This is a genomic window from Roseibium aestuarii, from assembly GCF_008477545.1.
Lineage (GTDB): Bacteria > Pseudomonadota > Alphaproteobacteria > Rhizobiales > Stappiaceae > Roseibium > Roseibium aestuarii.
Map to the genome: position 1 here is coordinate 1,223,399 of NZ_VORA01000001.1, position 20,885 is coordinate 1,244,283.

Below are 20,885 nucleotides of genomic sequence, written 5' to 3' on the forward strand. Positions count from 1 at the left end.
GCATGCTCTGGTCATGTCCCGCGGGCGTGGATCGGTGCAAGACTGCACAAGGCAGCCATTGCAACTGCTGCGATATCCATGCTGCTTCTGGGAACTGGTGCGAGCCTTGCGGCCGATTGGGTGCTCAAGCGCGTGACAGGCACGGTGCATGTGGTGGCTCCCGGGGTCGCGCCTGAGCGCGCGAAGGTCGGCATGACCCTGCCCAAGGGCTACACCCTGGCCACTCAGGCCAATGGCCGGGCGATGCTGGAACGGGGTCCGGAAAGCATCATGGTCTCTCCGGGAACGGTCTTTGCTGTCTCCGCCTATCGCACCAATGGCGCCGAGACGACGCTCCTTCAGAAGAAGGGGACGCTCACCCTCGACATCGAGAAGCGCGCGCGGCCGCATTTCGCCGTGGAGACGCCGTTCTTTGCGGCCGTCGTGAAGGGCACCCGCTTCACCGTGGAAGTAGCCCGCAAGAGCGGTCGCGTCACCGTCGAGCGTGGCGTGGTGGGGGTCAGCGACTTTGCCTCCGGCGACAGCACGGATCTCGAGGCGGGCCAGTTCGCGGCCACCAATCCGGAAACGAAGGTGGGTCTCTCCGTTGGTGGCAAGGGAATGCCCGTGGTTTCTAAGGGTGCGCCGCGCGCCCCTCTCTTTGACACCCCGGCGGTGAAGAATGTTCCCAGCGCCGGCTCCAAGGCGGCCTCGAGCAACGCCGGCGGCAACTCGGCCAATGCCAGCTCGAACAGCAGCAACTCCAGCAGCAAGGGCAACTCCGCGAATTCCAACGCGGGCGGCAATTCCGCCAACGCGAATTCGAATGCGGGCAGCGGCAACTCCAATGCCGGCGGCAACAGCAACGGAAACGGCAACTCCGGCAATTCCAACGCCGGGGGCAACTCCTCGAATGCCAACTCCGGCAGCGGCAATTCCAATGCCGGTGGCAACTCCAATGGTAACGGCAATTCGGGGAACTCCAACGCCGGCGGCAACGGGAACGGCAACAACAGTTCCGGAGATGACGACGACTGATGTCTGCCTGGGAACCGAAGGCCCCCGGATCTGATCGGCGCGAGACGCTCAAGCGGCTGCGAACCTGCGTGCTCGTCGCGCTCGTGGCCCTCGTCTCGGCCTTTGGCCTGAAGCAGACGGGTCATCTGAGCCGCCTGAGCCTGGCGCTTCTTGAGACCCGTCACGATACTCTCGAGCGCCACGCCACCGGCTCCATTGTTTTCGTGGATATCGATGCCCGCAGTCTGCAGGAGGTCGGGGTCTGGCCCTGGCCCCGCAGCCTCTACGGCAAGGCGCTGGACCGGCTGACCGCAGCCGGCGTCAGTGACATCGCCTTCGATATCGACTTCTCCAGCCGTTCGACGCCCAATGAGGATCTGGCCTTCGCCCAGGCGCTGCGCCGCGCCGGCGACGGGGTGGGGCTTGCCACCTTCCGCCAGCCCGCGAAGGTGGGCGGCCGCACGATCGAAGTGATCAACAGGCCCATCGAGACCTTGCGTGAGGTCAGCTGGCCGGTGCTCGTCAGTGTTCCGGTGGCCGTGGACGGGCGTGTGTGGAGCGCCATCGAGGGGGACCTGCTGGACGAGGAAGTCACACTCTCCCTCGCAGCCTTCCTCTCTGGCGGCGAGACGCAGGCAGGCCGTGACTTCCTGATAGACTACGGCATCGACCCGGCCACCGTGCCGGTGGTGCCTTTCGTCGACCTGCTCAACGGTCACGTCTCGCCCGCCGTCCTCTCCGGCCGCAAGATCGTCATCGGCGCCAGCGCCCAGGAGTTGCGCGATCTCTTTTCCGTGCCGGTTCATGGGGTTCTGCCCGGCGCGATGATCCAGATCCTCGCGGCCGAAAGCCTGATGCAGGGGCGCGACATCCATGAGGCTGGATGGCTGCTCTGCCTGATGCTCACGGTCATTCTCGCCATCCCCCTGTCGTCCCTCGGGCGGATCGACTGGAAGGCCAGGGTGGCGCTGCTTGTCGGCCTGTCGGCGGTGCTTGAGATCCTGTCGCTCGTGCTCCAGTCCCGCAGCGCCCTTTTCCTGGATACCGCCCCCTCCCAGCTGGCGATTGCCATGATCCTCGTCTCGCTCATGGCCCGCCAGATCAGCTGGCATCGCCTCCTTCTGGGGCGCTCGCGGATCCAGGTGCGCAACTCGGGCAACATCCTCGGCCGCGTCTTTGATGACAGTTTCGACGGCATCGTGGTGGTGGACGACAGCGGCCGCATCCAGGCCATGAGCCGGTCTGCCAACCGCATCCTTCCCGAAGCGGTGCGGGTCGGCGCCAATGCGGAGCGCGTCCTGCCCGGTGTCATGGCCGAGGTGGTGCGCGAGGTCCTTGCGCGTCCCTTCGACTGGACACCCGGCGCAGCCGAAATCCGCGAAGTGCGCATTGAGGACGCCGCACAGGGGCTCTGCGTCGTGGAATTCGTCGTTGCCGGCTCCACCCATCTGGAATTCGAGGGCGCTGCCAAGACCCCCCGCGAGACCCGGCTGGCGAGCATTACCTGCCGCGATGTGACCGAGCAGCGGCGCGCTGCCGACCGTCTGCGTCACATGGCCCGGCACGACACCGTCACCGGTCTGCTGAACCGCAACGGCTTCGAGACCTGGCTTCTGGAACGCACCAGTCCCCGCAACGGGGCACCGGGACCTGGGGCTGATCCCGCTCATGCGACCGGGCAGGGGCTGTCCTGTCTGGCCCTTTTCGCCGTGGACCAGCGCGATGCCATCATCGCCTCCCTCGGGTTCCAGGCGGGCGATCTGCTGTCTGCCGCAGTGGCCGAGCGCCTGCGGCGGCGGACGACGCAAGACGTGGTGCTTGCGTCTATCGGCGACAACCGCTTCGCCGTGCTGTTTCCGGTCGCAGCAGATGCCGAGGCGCAGGAGCGGCTCAATTCTCTGCTGGAGCTCGGCTCCGGAACCTACGAGCTCGGAGGAAACCGGGTCATCGTGACCCTGCGTGGCGGCTTCACCCTTGGCGATCCGGCGGCCGCCGGCCTTACCGAGTTGCTGCGCGAGGCGGGCAACGCCTTGTCCGTTGCGCGCTCCGTCGGCGAGCATGTTCCGGTCCGTTACCGGGAGAGCATGACCACCAGTCTGAGCCGGCGTCAGACCCTCGACATGGAAATGGCCAATGCGCTGGCGCGGGGTCAGATCCGGGCGGTCTTCCAGCCCCTGATCGATCTGGCCAGCGGCTCCATCATGGGGGTCGAGACCCTGATGCGCTGGCATCACCCGAGCCTCGGCGAGATTTCACCGGCGGAGTTCATCCCGGTGGCCGAGCAGAGCGGCCGTATCGGCGCCATGGGCGCCCATGTTCTGGGCGAAGCCCTGCGTCAGGCGGGCGCCTGGTCCCGTCCGCTGCGGGTGGCCGTCAACGTCTCGCCCGTCCAGTTCTCCGATCCGGGCTTCGTCGACATGGTGGAGCGCGCCCTGGAGGAGACCGGTTTCCCGGCGGAGCGCCTGGACCTGGAGCTGACCGAAAGCCTCTTCGTTCACGACCGGGACGGGGCGCTCGACCACACGATTGCCCGCCTTCAGGCCCTTGGTTGCTCGCTGGCGCTCGACGACTTCGGGACCGGCTATTCCAGTCTGGGCTACATCCCGCGCATTCCCTTCTCCAAGATCAAGATCGACAAGAGCTTCATCGACCATCTGGAGACCGACGAGGCGAGCCGGGCCATCGTGGAGATCGTGGTGGGGCTTGCCCGCCGTTTCCAGATGCAGGTCGTCGCCGAGGGCGTGGAGCGGGGCGAGCAGAACGACCTTCTCTGGCGGCTCGGCTGCAACATCGGTCAGGGCTATCTCTACGGCCGCCCCATGTCCGCTGAGGACATCCAGAACCTTTTGCGCAAGGCGGCGTGATCGTCTTCTGATTGTTCTTCAGCAGACTTGCCGATCCGGACGTTCGCTGACGGTAGCATGAGAATTCAGGCGAGTGTCATTCCCGGCCTCGTGCTGAAAATCCAGCCAGTTTGCCGCAGACACGAAAACGGCCGGGACATCCCGGCCGTTTCGCGGTTCAGAACGGGCCTCTGGCTCAGATGCCAAGGCCGCCGAAGCAGGCGTATTTGATGGTCAGATAGTCATCGAGGCCATACTTGGAGCCTTCGTTGCCCATGCCGCTTTCCTTGACCCCGCCGAAAGGCGCGACTTCGGTGGTGATCACGCCTTCGTTGACGCCGACCAGACCATATTCCAGGGCTTCCATGACCCGGAACGACCGGCCGAGATCCTTGGTGTAGAAATAGCAGGCCAGGCCATATTCCGTGTCATTGGCCCGGTCGATGACTTCCTCTTCCGTCTCGAAGCGGAAGAGCACGGCCAGCGGTCCGAAGGTTTCTTCGCGCGCCACGCGCATGTCCTGATGCGCGCCAGTCACGACGGTCGGCTCGAAGAAGGTGCCCGGTCCGTTGAGGGCGGTGCCGCCGGTGATGATCTTGCCACCCTTGGCAAGGGCGTCTTCCAGATGATCCTTCACCTTGGTGACGGCGGCCGCATTGATCAGCGGCCCCTGGGTCGACCCGGCTTCCAGCCCGTTGCCCGGCTTCAGCTGGGCCTCGACGGCCTTTGCCAGCTTGGCCGCAAACGCATCATAGACACCGGACTGCACATAGAGACGGTTGGCGCAGACGCAGGTCTGACCGGAGTTGCGGAACTTCGAGGCAATGGCCCCTTCCACCGCCTTGTCCAGATCCGCATCGTCGAAGACGATGAAAGGCGCATTGCCGCCAAGCTCCATGGAGATCTTCTTCATGTGCTTGCCCGCATTGCCGGCCAGGATCTTGCCGACCCGGGTCGAGCCGGTGAAGGTGATCTTGGCGACGCGCGGGTTCTCGCACATTTCCTCGCCGATATCCTTGGCCTCACCGGTCAGGACGTTGATCACGCCCTTCGGAATGCCGACCTTCTCGGCCAGAACCCCATAGGCCAGCGCCGAGAACGGGGTGAATTCGGACGGCTTGATGACCATGGTGCAGCCGGCGGCCAGCGCCGCGCCCAGCTTGCGGGCGATCATGGAGTTGGGGAAGTTCCACGGGGTGATCGCGCCGACCACGCCCACCGGCTCCTTGGTCACCATGATGCGGCGGTCCGCCCAGGGGGAGGGGATCATGTCGCCATAGACGCGCTTGGCTTCCTCGGCGAAGAAGCGGATGTACTTGGCACCACCGGTGATCTCGCCCTTGGCCTCGGCCAGCGGCTTGCCCATTTCCGTGGTCAGCAGAACTGCCAGCTCGTCGATGTTCGCCATGATCTCGTCGGCGAGCTTCATCATCAGGGTCGAGCGTTCTTCGGCGGTCTTCTTCTTCCAGGTCTGGAAGGCCAGATGCGCTGACTCGATGGCACGCGCGGTCTCGGCGCGGCCCGCATGGGGGATCGTGCCGATGGTCTCGCCGGTCGCCGGATTGGTCACCTCGACGGTGGCGCCGCTGTCGGCTGCCGACCAGCCACCATTGATGAAATTGGCTTCCCGTTTGAAGGCGTTCTCGAAGCTCATGGGCGGTGCTCCCTGATGGTTAGGTGCGGCGGCGTCTGGGCGCCGCCTCGCGGGTAGAGGCGGGGGAGGGCTGTGCGGGTGTGGAACCTGCTGCAGCGCATCCACCGGATCGACAGATGGTGGATCAACATATGGGATGCTTCCGGCGCAGGCGCCAGAGATCTTTTGTGATCACATTATTCCGCCGCAGGGAACCGCAAGATCCCGTTCCGGTCAAGGGCGGTTGCGTGCCGGTTGTGCCTCTTGTCTGCCTGTCGCGGGGCAAAGCTCCTTGGCCTGTCCGAAAACAGTCGGCAGGGCCGGCGGATGCTGCCGCAGCGTCTTCCGCCCGGGGGCGCATCCTGCCCGGCGCGGCTGAAACGGTCGCAATCTCCCCGCAGGATTGATCCACTGGTCAAGGGCTTGCCGCACGTGCTAGGGATCCGGAACCCCCCGAGGTCCGCAACTCAAGACCCCCCAGGTTCCCATGACCGACGTTACCCTGACCCTTCAGGAAGCCCACGAACTCGTCTTCCAGGCGCTGGTTGCCAATCGCACCTCCGCCGAGAACGCTCGCCAGGTTGCAGACGCCCTTGTCGCCGCCGAGGCGGCCGGCCAGCCGGGCCACGGCCTCAGCCGCGTGCCGGTCTATGCGGTCCAGTCCCGCTCCGGCAAGGTCGACGGCTACGTGATGCCTGAGATGGAAAAGGCAGCGCCCGGCCTGCTGCGCATCGATGCGCGCAACGGCTTTGCCTATCCCGCCATTTCGCTCGCCCTCGAGGCCCTGCCCGAGATGGCCCGCACCCAGGGCATCGCCATGGCGGCCATCCGCCGCTCCCATCACTTCGGCCTGGGCGGCGCCCATTGCGAGGTCCTTGCCGACAAGGGGCTCGTATCCTTCGTCTTCGGCAATGCGCCGGCGGCCATTGCGCCCTGGGGCGGCAAGACGGCGCTCTTCGGCACCAACCCGATTGCCTTCGCGGCCCCCGTGCCCGGACAGCCGGCGCTTGTCATCGACATGGCCATGTCCAACGTGGCCAAGGGCAAGATCATGCGTGCCGAGATGCTCGGTCAGCCGATCCCCGAGGGCTGGGCGCTGGATGAGGACGGCAACCCGACCACCGACGCCTCGAAGGCGATGAAGGGCACCATGGTGCCGATCGGCGGCGCCAAGGGTGCTGCCCTTGCCCTGATGGTCGATGTGCTGGGCGGTGCCCTTCTGGGGGCCGCGCTCGGCCATCAGGCCCCGAGCCTCTTCAAGGCCGATGGTCCCCCGATGGACCTGGGTCAGGTGATCATCGCCATTGACCCGCAGCTGTCCTCCTTCGGCGCCTTCGGCGACAAGATGCTCGCCCTGGTCGACGCCATCGACGGAGTGGAGGGCGCGCGCCTTCCCGGCAGCCGTCGCATCGGCCTGCGCGAGGCCGCGCGGCGCGACGGCCTGAAGCTGCCCCAACCCATTCATGACGAGATCCGTGCCCTGGCGGGCCGGGTGGGGAGGGCCGCATGAGCGCTCCGGTGACCACACTCCGCCGCCGGGCGGAGCGGGTCGGGCGCCTGCTGCCCGGTCTTCTGCTCTGCTTCACCATTGCGGCCGCAGCCGGCTTCCTCTCCGACCATTACGGCGGACCGGTGATGCTCTTCGCCCTGCTGCTGGGCATCGCCTTCCATTTCCTCTCCCAGGAAGGCCCCTGCATCGCCGGCATCGAGTTCACTGCCCGCAAGCTTCTGCGCGTCGGCGTGGCGCTGCTCGGCGCTCGTGTCACCCTGCAGCAGATCGAAAGCCTGGGCGCTGGCCCGCTGGCGCTGGTCGTGCTCTGCGTGGCGGCCACGATCTTTGCCGGGTGGGGCCTTGCCCGGGTGCTGGGCCGCTCGCGGGAATTCGGCATCCTGACCGGCTCGGCGGTGGCCATCTGCGGTGCCTCGGCGGCGCTGGCCGTGTCTTCCGCCTTGCCCCAGACCAAAGAGGCCGAGCGCGACACGCTCTTCACGGTGATCGCTGTCACCACCCTCTCCACCGTCGCCATGATCAGCTATCCGATCCTCTTCGGGCTCTTCGGCTTTTCCGACACGGTGATGGGCGTGCTTCTTGGGGCCACGATCCATGACGTGGCTCAGGTGGTGGGGGCAGGCTATGCGGTCTCCGACGAGGCCGGCGACATTGCCACCTACGTCAAGCTGCTGCGCGTGGCGCTCTTGCCGGTCGTGGTGCTGATCCTGGCCTTTGCCTATCGGGCGGCTGCGCGGCGCGCGGCGGAGGAAAGCGGCGCGTCCGCCCCCAGCGGCTGGGCATCCTTCCCCTGGTTCGCGGTCGGCTTTGCCGTGCTGCTCCTGGTCAATTCCACCGGCATCATTCCGCCGGTCGGTCAGGAGGCGCTCAACGTCACCTCCCGCTGGCTGTTGATCGGGGCGATCTCGGCGCTGGGCGTGAAGACCTCGATCAAGGCCATGGTGGCGCTGGGCGCCCGTCATGTGGGCGTGATCGTGGCCGAAACCCTGTTCCTCGCCGGTCTTGCCCTCAGCCTGACCGTGGCGCTGCTCGGCCACATGTAACGGCGCGCCAGGCGTTTCGTCCCAGGCGCCCCGTCCCAGGCGCCTCGTCGCAGACAAGCAAACGCCCCGGTCATTCGGCCGGGGCGTTCTGCATTCGGATCCTCGTCGCACGCTGGCGTTTCAGTATTCCCGCTCGAAATAGACACCGGCCTTGCCGGCCCCTGTCGCGCCCACTTCGCCGCGCAGCTTGAAGCCCTTGTCCAGGTCGATGTCGACCTTGACCCGGCTCGAGCCCTCGGTCGTGCCCTGTTCCACGCCGAGATAGATGTTGTCATTCACGTATTTGCCGATGCCGACCGTCGGGCCGTTCTCGCCCGAGGTGTCGATGTCGATGGCATCGAGGCCGAGCGACTTGCGCAAGGTGGCCAGCGGACCGTTGTCGCTGCCCCCGGTGAGGGTGGCGATGGCCGCCGCCAGCTGGGCGATCTGGGTCGGCGAGAGCGAGCCCATGTCTTGCCCGAAGAGCAGCAGGGCCAGGATTTCGTCCTGCGGCTGGTCCGGGGACGAGGTGAGGCTGACGACCGGATCGCTGGCCGGCCCGGCAACGCCGACGTTGATGGACGTGGACGAGACCGTCGTGGTGGCCAGGAAGTCGATCACCGGGGTCAGGTCGCCGGTGAAGGTCGCCTCGCCCTTGGAGAAGGTCAGGCGGCGGGTGAGCACGTCCATCTGGCCCCGGCGCAGGGTGAAGGCGCCGATGGCCTGGGGAGCGCTCGTGGTGCCGACGATGCGCAGGTCGCCATAGAGCTCGGCGTCGAGCCCGCGGCCGCGGACGAAGATCTGCCCCGGTGCCGAGACCTGAACGTCGAGGCGTGGGGGCAGGGAGGCGGTCGTCTCTTCCTTCGTGCCCTTGCCGCCGCCACCGATATCGGCCACCTGCTCGCGCACCCGTTCCGGCGCATTCACGTGTTGCACAGCAACCGGCGACACGGTGCCCGGCAGACTGTCGGGGATCGAGATGTCGGCCCGGTCGATGGTCACCTTGCCGGTGATGTTGGCAGCCGAGGAGGCGCTGGTGAGCGGGCCTTCCACGGCGATCTCCGCATCCAGCAGGGCGTTGACCACGCCCGGATCCACATAGCGTGCCTTCACCGCCTTGAGGGAAAGCGAGGCCACGTTGCCGGGCTCAAGACCGACCGTGCCATTGACCGACACGGTGCCGCCCGTCGCCAGTTCGCCGGTCACGCTGGACACGGTGACACCGCTCGGCGTCACGGCGAAGCTGCCCTTCACGTTCTGGAGCGTGGTCGCCGTGTTGAGGTCGGTCAGCAGAATGTCGCGCGGGGTGGCCGTCAGCTGATAGAGCGGGCTCTGGATCGTGCCGCCCACCTTGCCCGAAAGCGCCAGCGCGCCCTTGGCCCGGAAGCCGGCTTCCGTCAGGGGCCGGCGCAGATAGCTCAGCGGCAGGGAGCCGTCGACGGCGAGATCGAGAGAGCGGGCCCCGGTGGTCTGCACCCGGCCCTCGAGGGAGAGGACCAGACTGTCCGGCCCGAAGAGGCGGGTGGACTGGGTCACGGCCCCGCCCTTGAAGGTGCCCTTTGTGCCCACGCCCAGAACGGAAAGCCCCTTCTGGCGCAGCTGCGCCACGCTTAGATCGGCGATGCCCGCCGTCCAGGTGACCTCCGGATCGCTGGCCGGGCCGCTGACCTTGGCAGAGCCGGTCAGGATGCCGCCCAGGCCCAGGTCGGGTGCAAAGGCATTGCCCAGCGTCAACGGCACGTCCTTGAGGTCGGCGGAAAGGTCAAGCGTTTCACCGGCCGCTCCCGAGACGGTCAGCGTGCCCTTGCCGAGGCTGAGGGTCAGCGGATCGATCCGGGCCGTGCCGTCCGCGTAGCGCAGGGCCGAGGGCCGCACGAGGCCGGTCTCGATCCCCTGATAGCGTCCCTTCAGACTGTCGAGGGCCAGCGCATAGGCGCCCCCGTCTTCCACCGTCAGCGTGCCGGACAGGGTCGTTCCATCCGGATTGGTGCCCTCTTGAAGGGCGATCTCGGTCTTGAACCGGGTGGTGCGGCCGCTGCCCTGGGCGCTCAGGGTCACCAGAGGCACGGCGGTCGATCCGGCCAGAAGCTGGCGGGCACGGCCCGTCGCATCGATCTTCGGGGTCGAGAAGGGATCGGAGACGCTGGCATCCAGATCGAGCGCGCCGATGGCCAGCGTCTCCACCCGCAGGTCGCTGCCCTTCAGGGCAATGGTCAGCGTGGCGGGACCGCCTGTCCCGGGCCGCGCCTCGATCTCTGCCATCAGACTGCCGGCGAGCGGGCGCAGGGCCAGCGGCGACAGGGTGGAGAGGTCCGGCGCATCAATTGACAGGGTGCCTTCCAGCCCTTGCGGAGCCCGGGTGAGGTCGGCGAGGGTGAACTGACCCTCCAGGCTGTTTCCGGCGACCGTGCCTTCGAGGTCCTCAAGCCGGGCGCCCCCGTCGGCGCTGACGAGACGTCCGCTCAGCTCCAGCGGCTGCCCCTTGAGGTTCGCGCTGACGTCAATCGTCGCGGCCGGTTCGGAGGCGCTGGCGGTGGCCGAGATATCGGCCTTCAGGCCGGTCAGATCCGCGCCTGCCAGGGTCAGCGTGTCGCTCTCCACCGCCAGATCGAGAAGCGGGGCGGTCAGCGGACCGGAGGCAGCAAGGGTGAAGGACAGCGGGCCGACCACCTGCGGGTTGAGGCGGGCCAGGTCCATGACCTTGCCCGTGAGATCGGCGCGGATCTCCGTGTCTTCGCGACCGGCGGATCCCGCAAGGGTCAAGCCTTCCGAGGTGAGGGCGAGCTGGGAGAGGCTCACCGTCTCGATGCCGGCCAGCCGGTAATCGGTCGAAAGTTTCACCGGTCCGCTCAGCAGGGCATCGGCCTGGGCCTGACCGGTTCGCAGCCCGGTGAGGGCCAGTTGCACCGACCCGTCGAGGGCGAGATCAGCCGGCACGCCACGGGCGGTGAGCGCCAGTTCGCCTGCGCCCTCGAGGGTCTGCCCGGTAAGCGGCGCAATCCGTGCCAGATCGTCCAGGGCAGCTGTCAGGGCAAGGCGCAGGGATGATGCGCCCACAAGGCTGTCGGCGATCTCGACCAGCGTGCCGGGCATGGTCACCCGCGCGGAGGTGAGGGCGACTTGCTGTGCCGTGCCATCCGCCTGGCCATCCAATGCAATGCTGCCATCCCCGGCAAAGGGCGCAAGACGCGGGTCTGAGGGCGCCAGGCCGGTCAGGGTCGCGGAGAGGGACAGCGGGCTGGTCAGGACCTCCGGCGAGAGATCCGCGCCCTGACCCGAAGCCTTCAGCGACAGGGCGGAAAGCGTGCCCTCGGTGGTGCCAAGGGACTGTCCGTTGAGCGCCAGCGACCAGTCGGCGCTGGTCAGCGTGCCCGACAGTGTGCCGCGCAGGTCGAGCGGGCCGAAGCGCACCTGCCGGTCGCCCAGATCCACCGCGATGAGATTACCGTTACCGGCGGATAACTTGAGCGCGGCCTTGCCCTCGACGGCGCCCGTTGCCGGGGCGTATCCGCCGTCGGCGGAGAGCGCGAGGGTGCCGGTGGTCAGCGACAGCGTGCCATCCAGAGGCCGGAAGTCCTGGGAAAGGTGCGCCTTGCCGCTCAGCGCCGTGTCGCCGAGGAAGAAGGCCGCGACCATCTCCGGCATCAGCGGTGACAGGTCGCCGGTGAGGTTGGTGGTGAGCGTGCGCTCTTCAGCGCCACTTGCCGTCAGCCGGGTCGTGCCCTTGACCGTTTCCCGGCCGTCGAGGGCGACGGAGAGCTCGGAGGCCCAGTCATCCAGCGGCCCGTCGCCGGTCAGGCGCAGGTCGATGGCTGGCAGGCCGGGCACCTTGAGCAGCCGGGCGGCCAGACCTTCGCGCGGCTCCGTGACGCTCAGGTCGAAGGCGAGGGTGTCCGTCTCCGGTGCGAAGCGCATGTCGGCCGCAATCCGTCCGGTGCCCGCCGGACCGGCAGCATCTGCTTGCGGAACCACACCCTTGCGCAGGATTTCAAGGCTGCCGGAAAGGGTGAGCGGGGCGGTCTCCACGGCCGCAGATCCTGTGACACTGACCTCGATGGCGCCGCTCTGCGTGCCTTCCGCCGGCGCAAGTGTGTCCCCCAGCAGTGCCTCGCCCAGAATGAGCGAGCCGATGGTGAAGCCCTCGATCCGTCCTGCCGGAAGGGTGAGCGTGCTGTCGTCCTGCGCCGTCTCATCGGCCGAGTCGGCCTCGCCCGCCAGCGGCGCGACCGGCTTGCGCAGCACGTCGAGCCGGGACACGTCGGCCACATGAACCAGAACGCGCCCCTGAAGCAGAGCGCTCGGCTGCCAGTCGAGGCGGACGGTCTCGGCTGCCAGAAACACGCCCTCCCGGTCGGCCAGCAACACCCGGTCGACGGTCAGGTCCAGATCCGGTGCAAGATGCACCCCTTCGAGCTGCACCTTCATGTCGCGCGTGCTGGCCAGATCTGAAATCAGCGACGACGCGGCCTGACGGCCTGCCGGGACCTGCCAGGCCAGAACGGCAAGCAGGACAAGGACGACCGGAACCAGCACGAGGCAGGCCAGAAGAACGACGAAAAACTTGGCCAGTCGGGTCAAGGGAGGCACCTGAGGGTCTGGTTGGTCCGGCCGGAACCGGAGGGCAAATCGCTAGAAAGCCTGACTCAAGCCCACATATAGGGCGAAATCAGGGTCATCCTCGCCCGGATCCAGGGGAAGGGCGGCATCGACCCGCAAGGGACCGATGGGCGTGTAGTAGCGCAGGCCTGCGCCCACGCCGATGCGGATCGGCTCGGCAAAGTCCGGCAGGCTGTCCTCATAGGCATTGCCCGCATCCACGAAGGCGGCCAGACCGATGGTCTCCGTCACCTTCACGCGCATCTCGGCGGAAACCTCCACCAGGCTGCGCCCGCCGACGACCTCGCCATTCTCCCGCGGGCCGACATTGCGATAGGCATAGCCGCGCAAGGATCCGCCGCCCCCGGCAATCAGGCGCCGGCTGGCCGGCACGGAGCGGGCGGAGGGCGCAAGGATGCTGCCCACGCTCGCCTTGCCTGCGAGAACGAAGCGGTTTGCCTCGTCGAGGGCGTAATAGGCGGTGCCCGTCACCTTGGCGAAGAGCATCGCCTGGGAGCCGATGGTGTCATAGGCAGGCTCGGCCTCGGCCCGGAAGGTGAAGCCTTCTGTCGGGTCCAGCACATTGTCGCGGCTGTCATAGCTCATGCTGACCGGCGTGCCGACGAGCAGATAGTTCTGGTTGCCGAACGTGTCTTCCTCGTTGGAGAAGCTGACTTCGCCCCCCGCCGCGGCCGACAGTTCCTTGCTGAAGCTGCGCTTGTAATAGGCGTCCAGCGTCACCGAGCGGCTGGTGTAGGCGTCGGGGGCTTCCTGCTTCGCGGTAAGCGACGAGGAGAATGAGGTCATGGGCCCGAAGGCCCCCGGCTTCTCGAAGGCGATTCGCGTCAGATATTCCATGTCCTCGTAGCCGGCAGAGGCGATGCGCCCGACCGAGCCCTCAAGCGACAGGAGTTCGCCCCGGCCGAAGAGGTTGCGCCGGCGCCAGTAGGCCTCGAGCCCGATCCCTTCCGTCGAGGACCAGGAGGCGCCCGCGCCGATCACGTGGCGCTTGCGCTCGCTCACCTCGATGGTGATGGGCAGGGAGCCGTCCGGCTGCACCTCGCCCTCGACCAAACGGATCGAGGAGAAGATGCCCAGATCGTTGAGGCGCTTGCGGGAGCGCTCCAGCGCTTCGGGAGAATAGGTTTCCCCTTCCGGCAGAAGGGCATAGCGTTCCACGAAGACCGGGTCCGTCACCTCCGTGCCCGAGACGGCAACCTTGCCGAAACGGGCGCGCGGTCCCCGGCTCACGGGCAGCGTGACGTCAAGGCGCTTGGTGGCGTGATCGGCCACGATCTCCCGATCGCCCACGGCAGCCTGAGGATAGCCATCCGCGCGCAGGGCCTGAACGATTTGCTGTTCTGCCGTCAGGATCTTGCCGGAGCGGGCCGGGTCTCCGCTCACCAGCCCCCAATGGGCGGGATCGCGCACCAGCGCATCGGGATCGACGGCAGCATTCGCCTCGGATGCTGCGATGGTCAGATCGCCAAAGACGAATTGCGTGCCGGATGTAACGGTAATCTCGACCTGGACCGGGCGCGGGCCGGGCAGGACGCCGGTCTCCAGCGCCTTTTCCAGCGGTGTGCCGTTGAACCGGATGGCAACCGTGCCGCCGTAATAGCCCTCGGCATAGAGCTGCCCGAGCAGGCGCTTCACATCCGACAGGCCACGGGAAATCAGGCCGGCCTGACCGCTCGGCGGCTGGTCTTCCTTGGTCACGAGACCGGAGGCGGACGACAGGCTGTCCGTCAGCGACGCATCGCCGGATACCGTGAGCGCGGCCGTATAGGGCAGGGGATCGGGCACGAGAGCAGCTTCCACCTTCGACTTGCCGAAGAGATGGACGCCAAACAGATCAAAGGCCTGTGCCTTGCCCCAGGAGCCGGGGGTGACAAGCACGAGCGCGGTCGACAGGACGAGGGCGGTGACCAGCGCGCGAGACCCGGAACGACGGGACGAACGGCAGCGTGCCTGAGGCAGCGGGTGTCCGCTCGAAAACATGACAAGACCATCCGCGCCCTGCTCCCGTGGGGAAGGGGCAGACCGGTGTGTCCGATCCGATCCGTACCGCAGTGCCGAAGACGGCGTCAAACTCAGCTACTCCCCGCCCTTCTGTCCCAGCCGCAGAGTGTGTCAGCGCCAGCGTTTCGGCGCGTTTCTCTCCACCCTGGTTGCGCCGTCCCGAAGCCGGGCGAGGTCGCATGTCCAGGAATGGTCTGCTCCAGATCTGTGCCAGTCTATGTGCAATAACCTTAACAGGATGCGATCTCCTGTCGCGATTTTCTGCCGCAGCGGCAACATGGCTTTGACAAATCACGTTTTTCCGCTGCTGGCAAGATCGAGGACGGTGGATCAGAAGATCGGCTTGTCCTCGGGCAGGCCCAGTTGCCGGCGGGCAGCCGTCAGCGTGTTGGCCATGAGCATGACGATGGTCATCGGCCCCACGCCTCCGGGAACTGGCGTGATGGCCCCCACGTGGTCAAGGCATTCGTCAAACGCCACATCCCCAACCAGACGGGTCTTGCCTTCGCCCAGTTCCGGGGCGGGCAGGCGGTTGATGCCGACGTCGATGACGGTGGCGCCCTTGCCGATCCACTCCCCGCGGATCATCTCCGGGCGGCCGACGGCGGCGACCACGATGTCGGCGGCGCGGATCACGTCGGGCAGGTTGCGGGTGCGGCTGTGGGCGATGGTGACCGTGCAGCTTTCCGCCAGCAGCAGGCTTGCCATCGGCTTGCCGACGATGTTGGAGCGGCCCACCACCACGGCGGTCTTGCCGCTCAGGTCGGCGCCGAGGGTGCGCTTCAGCAGGATGAGGCTGCCGTGGGGCGTGCAGGGCACCAGCGCATGGTCGCGCTCGCCCGCGTTCAGGAGCCCGACATTGACCGGGTGGAAGCCATCCACGTCCTTCTCCGGCCGGATCAGACGCAGCACCTTGCTCTCGTCGATATGGCCGGGCAGGGGCAGCTGCACCAGAATGCCGTGAATGTCCGGATCGGTGTTCAGGGTCTCGATCAGGGCCAGCAGGTCCGCCTCGGCCGTGTCGGCGGGCAGGGTGTGCTTGACGGAGTGGAAGCCCAGCTCGTTGGCGGTGCGGTCCTTGGAGCGCACATAGACCTGGCTCGCCGGATCCTCGCCGACCAGAACCACCGCGAGCCCCGGGCGCTTGCCGGTGGCGGCCTGCAATTCCTGGGCCCGCCGGCCGATTTCCTCGCGCACCGAAGCCGCGATGGCCTTTCCGTCGATCAGGGTCGCCTGGGTCATGGGTCTCATCCGTCTGAATAAGGAAACTGCGCCTTCTTATGAAGATGCGGACAGGCCGGCACAAGCTGGGGCATCAAAAAAATAGGGGCCGCGCCTATCCTGCTGGTGCCGCGAAGGGAGATTGTGGGCGCGAGTGGATTTGCGGTGCAAAAGGGTTATCGATTTGTTAATGAAAAGCGGGCCAACTGTGACGCTTGGGACACAGGTCACGGAGCAATCCCTCCCGGGACACGGGGGAGTTGGTCCTGACCGATTCGACGTGCTACCTGAAACGGACTGGTTTCTAGTAACGGAAAGACTTCATGCGATTTGCCGTTCCAGTACTGCTGTCCCTTTCGCTGGCCGCCTGCGGGGCGCTGCCGTCGGAAGGTCCGGGGGCAATCGATATTTCCGCCGAGAAGGTTCAGGCCGATGCGGCCCTGACCGGCTATTCCCTCGTGCCGCTTGATCCCGCAAGCGTTCAGGTCGTCAACGCCTATCGGCCGCAGCGTTTCGCCAGCCAGTTTCTCGGCGTCGGCAATGGCGGCTCGACCTCGGTGCTGGGTGTCGGCGACAGCCTGAAAATCGGCATCTGGGAAGCCACCAGCGAAGGTCTCTTCACCACCTCCGACAGCGGCGTGGCCATGATCCCTGCCGTGGTCGACGAGGGCGGTTTCGTCTTCGTGCCCTATGCCGGCCGCATTCGCGCCGCGGGGCTCACCGTCGAAGGCCTGCGCCAGTCCATCCAGGAAAAGTTGGTCGGCAAGGCGGTCGAGCCGCAGGTTGTCGTGACGCTGGGCGAAAAGCTCTCCACCACGGCCGTCGTGGTGGGCGATGCCGCCAAGCCGGGCGTCTATCCGCTGCCCAACCGCACCGTCCGTCTGCTCGATCTGATCGCCTCTGCCGGCGGGGCGCGCCAGGCGACCTACGAGACGGAAGTGACGTTGAAGCGCGGCCAGCGCTCCGGCACCATCCGTCTGGAAAACCTCATCGAATATCCGGAGAACAACGTCACCGTGTCGCCGGGCGATACGGTGCTGCTGCTCCACCAGCCGCGCACCTTCTCCGTCTTCGGCGCAACGAAGCAGAATACGCTGGTGCCGTTCAAGACCAAGGACGTGACGCTGGCCGAAGGGCTGGCGACGGTCGGTGGCCTGCTCGACAGCAAGGCCAATGCCGGCGGCATTTTCCTGTTCCGCTATGAGGACGTGGCTCTGGCCCGGTCGCTGGATCCCAAGCTGTCCGCCGATCTTCCGCCGGACAGGGCTGTTCCCGTGGTCTACCGTCTGGATCTGAAGGACCCGCGCGGCTTCTTCCTCGCCCGGGAGTTCGAATTGCGTGACAAGGACATTCTCTACGTCTCCAATCACCCGACAGCCGAGTTCGGCAAGTTCCTGAACATCATTTCGCCGCTCCTGACGACCGCGCGCAATGTGGATGCTCTGACGGACTGATCCCGTCGGTCAGGCGTGGCCGGTGCCGGGCCGCCTTGAGTCTGTCGTGAATCGGGCATCGGGAAGGCGTGCGTGACAGCTGCTTCGCGAACATTCCTGTTTCTGCAAGGTCCCCCCGGGCGGTTCGCCCGGGTGCTTGCCGACGAGCTGGAGCTCCTTGGCGCGCGGACCCTGCGCGCCAACCTGTGTACGGGCGACTGGCTTGCCTGGCGCGATGCCCGCGTAACCAACTATCGCGGCACGCTGGACGCCTGGCAGGACTGGCTGCGGGACTATCTCGTCGAAAACCGCGTCACCGACCTCATCTATTATGCCGACCGGCTGCCCTATCATGTGGCGGCGAGCGAGGTCGCCCGTGATCTCGGCATTCCCTGCTACACCTATGAATTCGGCTATCTGCGCCCGGACTGGCTCACTCTGGAGCGCAACGGCATGTCGACCCATTCCCTGTTCCCGCAGGATCCGGCGGTCATCCGCAAGGCCGCCCGCGGCCTGCCGCCCATCGACCGGCGGGCGTCCTACGGCCATAGCTTCTTTCAGGAATCCCTCTTCGAGGTGATCCACAACATGGCCAATGTCTGGTTGCGCTGGCTCTTCCCGGCCTATGACCGGGACCGCTGCTATCATCCGCTGGCCGATTATCTCAGCCATCTGGTGCGCCTGCCGGGAACCGGACTTCGCGACCGCAAGGCCCATCGGGTGATCGACGACCTCATCGCGTCGAAGCGGCCCTATTACGTCTTCCCGCTGCAGCTCCAGAGTGACTATCAGCTGCGCTTCCACTCGCCCTTCCAGCATATCGCGACGGCGGCGGAGGAGGTCGTGCGGTCCTTTGCCAAGGCGGCACCGGTGGATGCGGATCTGGTCTTCAAGGTGCACCCGCTCGACAATGGCATCGAGCCCTGGCGCCGCATCCTCGGGCAGATCGCCCGGCGGTACGGGGTGCGCAAGCGCGTCCGCATCATCGATGGCGGCAATCTCGACCAACTGCTGCGCCATGCAAAGGGTGCGCTCACCATCAATTCGACCACCGGTCTCCACTCGCTTCGGGTCGGCTGCCCGACCAAGGTGCTGGGCATCGCGCTCTACGACATAGCAGGGCTCACCTGTCAGGCCCCCATCGACGAGTTCTGGACCCGGGGCAGCACGCCGGACCTCACCCTGCTCGACGCGCTGGAGCGCCTTCTGGCGGCAACGATCCAGGTCAAGGGCGACTTCTACCAGCCGGCCGGGCAGCGTGCGGCGGCCTACCACATGGCGCGCCGCCTCATGGAGGGCCGAGTGAACCTGCCGGGTGCCTTGTGCGAGACGCCTCCGCGGCTGGAAAAGGCCCGCGCCCTTGACATTCCCCTGACGTTCCGTGAACAGATGAGCCGACGCGGCAAGACGGAGCGATGGTTTTATGTCTGGCGCAAATGAGGCCCTGACGGTCGGGGCCACCTCTCGTGCGCCACTGCCCGCACCTGAACATCGACACGTGCTGTTCCTGCAGGGGCCACTCTCGCCCCTCTATCGTCGCATTGGCGCACATCTGCGGGCCGAGGGAGTCAAGGTGTCCCGTATCAACCTCTGCGCCGGGGACTGTCTTCACTGGCCGGGCCCAGGCGCGCGCTCCTACCGGGGGCATCCGGAAGACTGGCCCGAGTTCATCGACGAGTTCATGCGCACTCGGCGGGTGACGGACCTGGTCTGCCACGGCGACCAGCGCCTCTATCATCGCCCCGCCATCGACGCGGCCTACAGCCGCGAGATCCGGGTCTATGTTTCGGAGATGGGGCTGCTGCGTTCGGGCTGGATGACCTTCGAGCGCAATGGTGTCTCGACGCTCAGCTGCTTCCCCGACGATCCGCAGGCCATTCGCGCCATTGCTGCGCACGTCGGAGACATCGACCTCGAGGCAGGGTTTGAGAAGTCGACCTGGCTGGAGATCGGTCCGGACGTCATCTACAATCTTCTCAACGTCTTCGCCTGGGTCCTTCATCCCTGGTACGAGCGCCACACGATCTATCATCCGGTGCCGGAATATCTGCGCGGCGGCCTGCGACTTCTGCGCAAGAAGGCCCGTGACGCGGAAGCGGCGGAGCGCATCGCCGAGCTCCGGCCCCGGCGCACCCCGCTCTACCTGCTCCCCTTGCAGCTGGAAGGCGATTTCCAGCTTCGTGCCCATTCGCCCTACAAGAGCTTCTCCGAGGTGATCGACCGGGTGCTCGCCTCCTTCGCCGCCCATGCGCCGGAAAGGGCCCAGCTCCTCATCAAGAGCCATCCGCTGGATGCCGGTTTCGAGAACTGGCCGCAGAAGGTGGAGGACCTTGCCCGCCGCCGGGGGCTGGTGGGACGGGTCGTCTTCCTCGATGGCGGGCGGCTTTCCGATCTCTGGCCGAAGCTGCGCGGGGTCGTGACCCTGAACTCCACCGCAGGGCTGGAAGCCTTGCAGGCGGGGGTCCCGGTCAAGACCCTCGTTCCCGCTCATTTCGACATCGCGGGTCTCACGCACTCCGACACGCTGGACAGTTTCTGGACCGCGCCGGTCGCACCGGATCAGGCGCTTTTGGCCGACTATCTCAAGGCCATTGCGGCCACCATTCAGGTGCGCGGGTCCATTCACAACAGGGAAGGGGTGGAGGAAGCGGCCCGCAACATGGCGGCGCGCATTCTGGTCGACAGCGTCAACGAGCCCGGCGCCTGCGTCTTGCCGCCGCCGCGTCTGGCACGGGCCCGTGCGCTCGGAGTGGCCCTGTGACCCCGTCCCCTTGCCTTGTCCCGGAGATGAGATGATGAGCCCCACCACCGAGACCATCCTCCTGACCGGGGCCAGCGGGGGAATTGGCGAGGCGCTCGCCCGCGAAGTGGCAGGTCCCGGCCGGTGTCTGATCCTTCTGGCCCGCGACCGCGCGCGTCTGGAGCGCCTTGCCGCCGAACTCAAGGCGCGCGGCGCTGAGACCGAGATCCATCCGGTGGACCTGCGCGAGACCGATCGGCTCGCCGAGGTCCTGTCCGATATTTCGGCGCGCCACGTGCTGGATGTGGTGATCGTCAATGCGGGGGTGACCGCAGGGCTGGGGGCGGACCGCAGTGTTGAGGCGCTCGCCGATCAGGACCGGCAACTGGACGTGAACCTGCGCGGGGCCATGCACACGGTCTCCGCCCTGGTCGAGCCCATGCGCCGGGCAAGGCGGGGGCGCATCGCGCTTGTCGCCTCGCTCGCCGGAATGCGGCCGCTGCCGGACATGCCCGCCTACAGTGCCAGCAAGGCCGGGCTGATCGCCTATGGCCATGCCTTGCGCGGGTGGCTGAAGCCCTTCGGCGTCTCGGTCACGATCCTCTGCCCGGGCTTCGTAACCTCTCCCATGTCCGCAAGGCACAAGGGCGCGAAGCCCTTCGAGATCCCGGCCGACGTCGCGGCGCGGCGAATGTGGCGAGCGATCCGCGCCCGGCGTGCCTTCTATGCCTTCCCGTTCCTGCTGGCCTGGGGCATCCGGCTGCAGAACCTGCTGCCGCCCTGGGCGGGCGACCTGTTCATGGGAGGCTTCGCCGCGACGGTGGAACCCGACCCGCGGTACCGGGACGAAGAGCCGCGCTGACACAGGG

12 protein-coding genes are annotated in these 20,885 nt (G+C 66.8%); 8 read left to right on the top strand and 4 right to left on the bottom strand.

Translation table 11 applies throughout. The features are described 5' to 3' along the window. Positions 1 to 78: 78 nt before the first annotated feature. Positions 79 to 1,017 carry a FecR domain-containing protein gene (locus tag FR728_RS05295; RefSeq protein ID WP_208998662.1) on the top strand — a complete coding sequence of 313 codons (939 nt, stop codon included), beginning with the start codon at positions 79 to 81 and terminating at the stop codon, positions 1,015 to 1,017. Then, the gene (locus FR728_RS05300; protein ID WP_149891559.1) at positions 1,017 to 3,860 is read left to right on the top strand and encodes an EAL domain-containing protein; all 2,844 of its coding nucleotides are present in this window, start codon (positions 1,017 to 1,019) and stop codon (positions 3,858 to 3,860) included. Before FR728_RS05295 ends, FR728_RS05300 begins: the two co-directional genes overlap by 1 nt. 175 nt (positions 3,861 to 4,035) lie before the next feature. Here the strand turns inward: FR728_RS05300 and FR728_RS05305 are convergent, their stop codons facing one another. After that, on the bottom strand, positions 4,036 to 5,493 hold the full coding sequence (locus FR728_RS05305) for an NAD-dependent succinate-semialdehyde dehydrogenase (RefSeq protein ID WP_149891560.1): 1,458 nt from the start codon (positions 5,491 to 5,493) through the stop codon (positions 4,036 to 4,038). A gap of 466 nt (positions 5,494 to 5,959) precedes the next feature. Here FR728_RS05305 and FR728_RS05310 point away from each other — a divergent pair, with 466 nt between their 5' ends. After that, positions 5,960 to 6,982 carry an Ldh family oxidoreductase gene (locus FR728_RS05310; RefSeq protein ID WP_149891561.1) on the top strand — a complete coding sequence of 341 codons (1,023 nt, stop codon included), beginning with the start codon at positions 5,960 to 5,962 and terminating at the stop codon, positions 6,980 to 6,982. After that, positions 6,979 to 8,025, top strand: coding sequence for a YeiH family protein (locus tag FR728_RS05315; RefSeq protein WP_149891562.1), 1,047 nt, complete (start codon positions 6,979 to 6,981; stop codon positions 8,023 to 8,025). The genes FR728_RS05310 and FR728_RS05315 overlap by 4 nt, the downstream gene beginning before the upstream one ends. Positions 8,026 to 8,145: 120 nt before the next feature. Here FR728_RS05315 and FR728_RS05320 read toward each other — a convergent pair whose 3' ends face one another. The 3 genes from FR728_RS05320 to folD all read right to left on the bottom strand — a co-directional run bounded on the left by FR728_RS05320 (position 8,146) and on the right by folD (position 15,864). Beyond that, positions 8,146 to 12,582: a translocation/assembly module TamB domain-containing protein gene (locus tag FR728_RS05320; protein ID WP_149891563.1), complete on the bottom strand. Its 4,437-nt coding sequence runs from the start codon at positions 12,580 to 12,582 to the stop codon at positions 8,146 to 8,148. A gap of 51 nt (positions 12,583 to 12,633) precedes the next feature. Continuing rightward, complete coding sequence (locus FR728_RS05325) at positions 12,634 to 14,601, bottom strand: autotransporter assembly complex protein TamA (protein ID WP_149891564.1); 1,968 nt, start codon at positions 14,599 to 14,601, stop codon at positions 12,634 to 12,636. Positions 14,602 to 14,952: 351 nt separating this feature from the next. Beyond that, positions 14,953 to 15,864 (bottom strand): bifunctional methylenetetrahydrofolate dehydrogenase/methenyltetrahydrofolate cyclohydrolase FolD, encoded by a 912-nt coding sequence (folD, locus tag FR728_RS05330; RefSeq protein WP_149891565.1) that lies wholly within the window; start codon positions 15,862 to 15,864, stop codon positions 14,953 to 14,955. Between the two features lie 302 nt (positions 15,865 to 16,166). Here folD and FR728_RS05335 point away from each other — a divergent pair, with 302 nt between their 5' ends. The 4 genes from FR728_RS05335 (at position 16,167) to FR728_RS05350 (ending at position 20,878) form a co-directional block, all read left to right on the top strand. Then, positions 16,167 to 17,297 (top strand): polysaccharide biosynthesis/export family protein, encoded by a 1,131-nt coding sequence (locus FR728_RS05335; RefSeq protein WP_149891566.1) that lies wholly within the window; start codon positions 16,167 to 16,169, stop codon positions 17,295 to 17,297. Positions 17,298 to 17,369: 72 nt separating this feature from the next. After that, the gene (locus FR728_RS05340; RefSeq protein WP_149891567.1) at positions 17,370 to 18,716 is read left to right on the top strand and encodes a capsule biosynthesis protein; all 1,347 of its coding nucleotides are present in this window, start codon (positions 17,370 to 17,372) and stop codon (positions 18,714 to 18,716) included. 133 nt (positions 18,717 to 18,849) lie between these two features. Continuing rightward, positions 18,850 to 20,037, top strand: a complete 1,188-nt coding sequence (locus FR728_RS05345) for a capsule biosynthesis protein (RefSeq protein ID WP_208998663.1) — start codon at positions 18,850 to 18,852, stop codon at positions 20,035 to 20,037. Between the two features lie 34 nt (positions 20,038 to 20,071). Then, positions 20,072 to 20,878, top strand: a complete 807-nt coding sequence (locus FR728_RS05350; protein WP_208998664.1) for an SDR family NAD(P)-dependent oxidoreductase — start codon at positions 20,072 to 20,074, stop codon at positions 20,876 to 20,878. The last annotated feature ends 7 nt before the right edge of the window (positions 20,879 to 20,885 follow it).

What these genes read in the sequence shown, in the direction of transcription:
- FR728_RS05295 (WP_208998662.1), top strand. Translation starts at nt 79, where the DNA reads ATGCTGCTTCTGGGAACTGGTGCGAGCCTTGCGGCCGATTGGGTGCTC.
- FR728_RS05300 (WP_149891559.1), top strand. Translation starts at nt 1,017, where the DNA reads ATGTCTGCCTGGGAACCGAAGGCCCCCGGATCTGATCGGCGCGAGACG.
- FR728_RS05305 (WP_149891560.1), bottom strand. Translation starts at nt 5,493, where the DNA reads ATGAGCTTCGAGAACGCCTTCAAACGGGAAGCCAATTTCATCAATGGT.
- FR728_RS05310 (WP_149891561.1), top strand. Translation starts at nt 5,960, where the DNA reads ATGACCGACGTTACCCTGACCCTTCAGGAAGCCCACGAACTCGTCTTC.
- FR728_RS05315 (WP_149891562.1), top strand. Translation starts at nt 6,979, where the DNA reads ATGAGCGCTCCGGTGACCACACTCCGCCGCCGGGCGGAGCGGGTCGGG.
- FR728_RS05325 (WP_149891564.1), bottom strand. Translation starts at nt 14,601, where the DNA reads ATGTTTTCGAGCGGACACCCGCTGCCTCAGGCACGCTGCCGTTCGTCC.
- folD (WP_149891565.1), bottom strand. Translation starts at nt 15,864, where the DNA reads ATGACCCAGGCGACCCTGATCGACGGAAAGGCCATCGCGGCTTCGGTG.
- FR728_RS05335 (WP_149891566.1), top strand. Translation starts at nt 16,167, where the DNA reads ATGCGATTTGCCGTTCCAGTACTGCTGTCCCTTTCGCTGGCCGCCTGC.
- FR728_RS05350 (WP_208998664.1), top strand. Translation starts at nt 20,072, where the DNA reads ATGAGCCCCACCACCGAGACCATCCTCCTGACCGGGGCCAGCGGGGGA.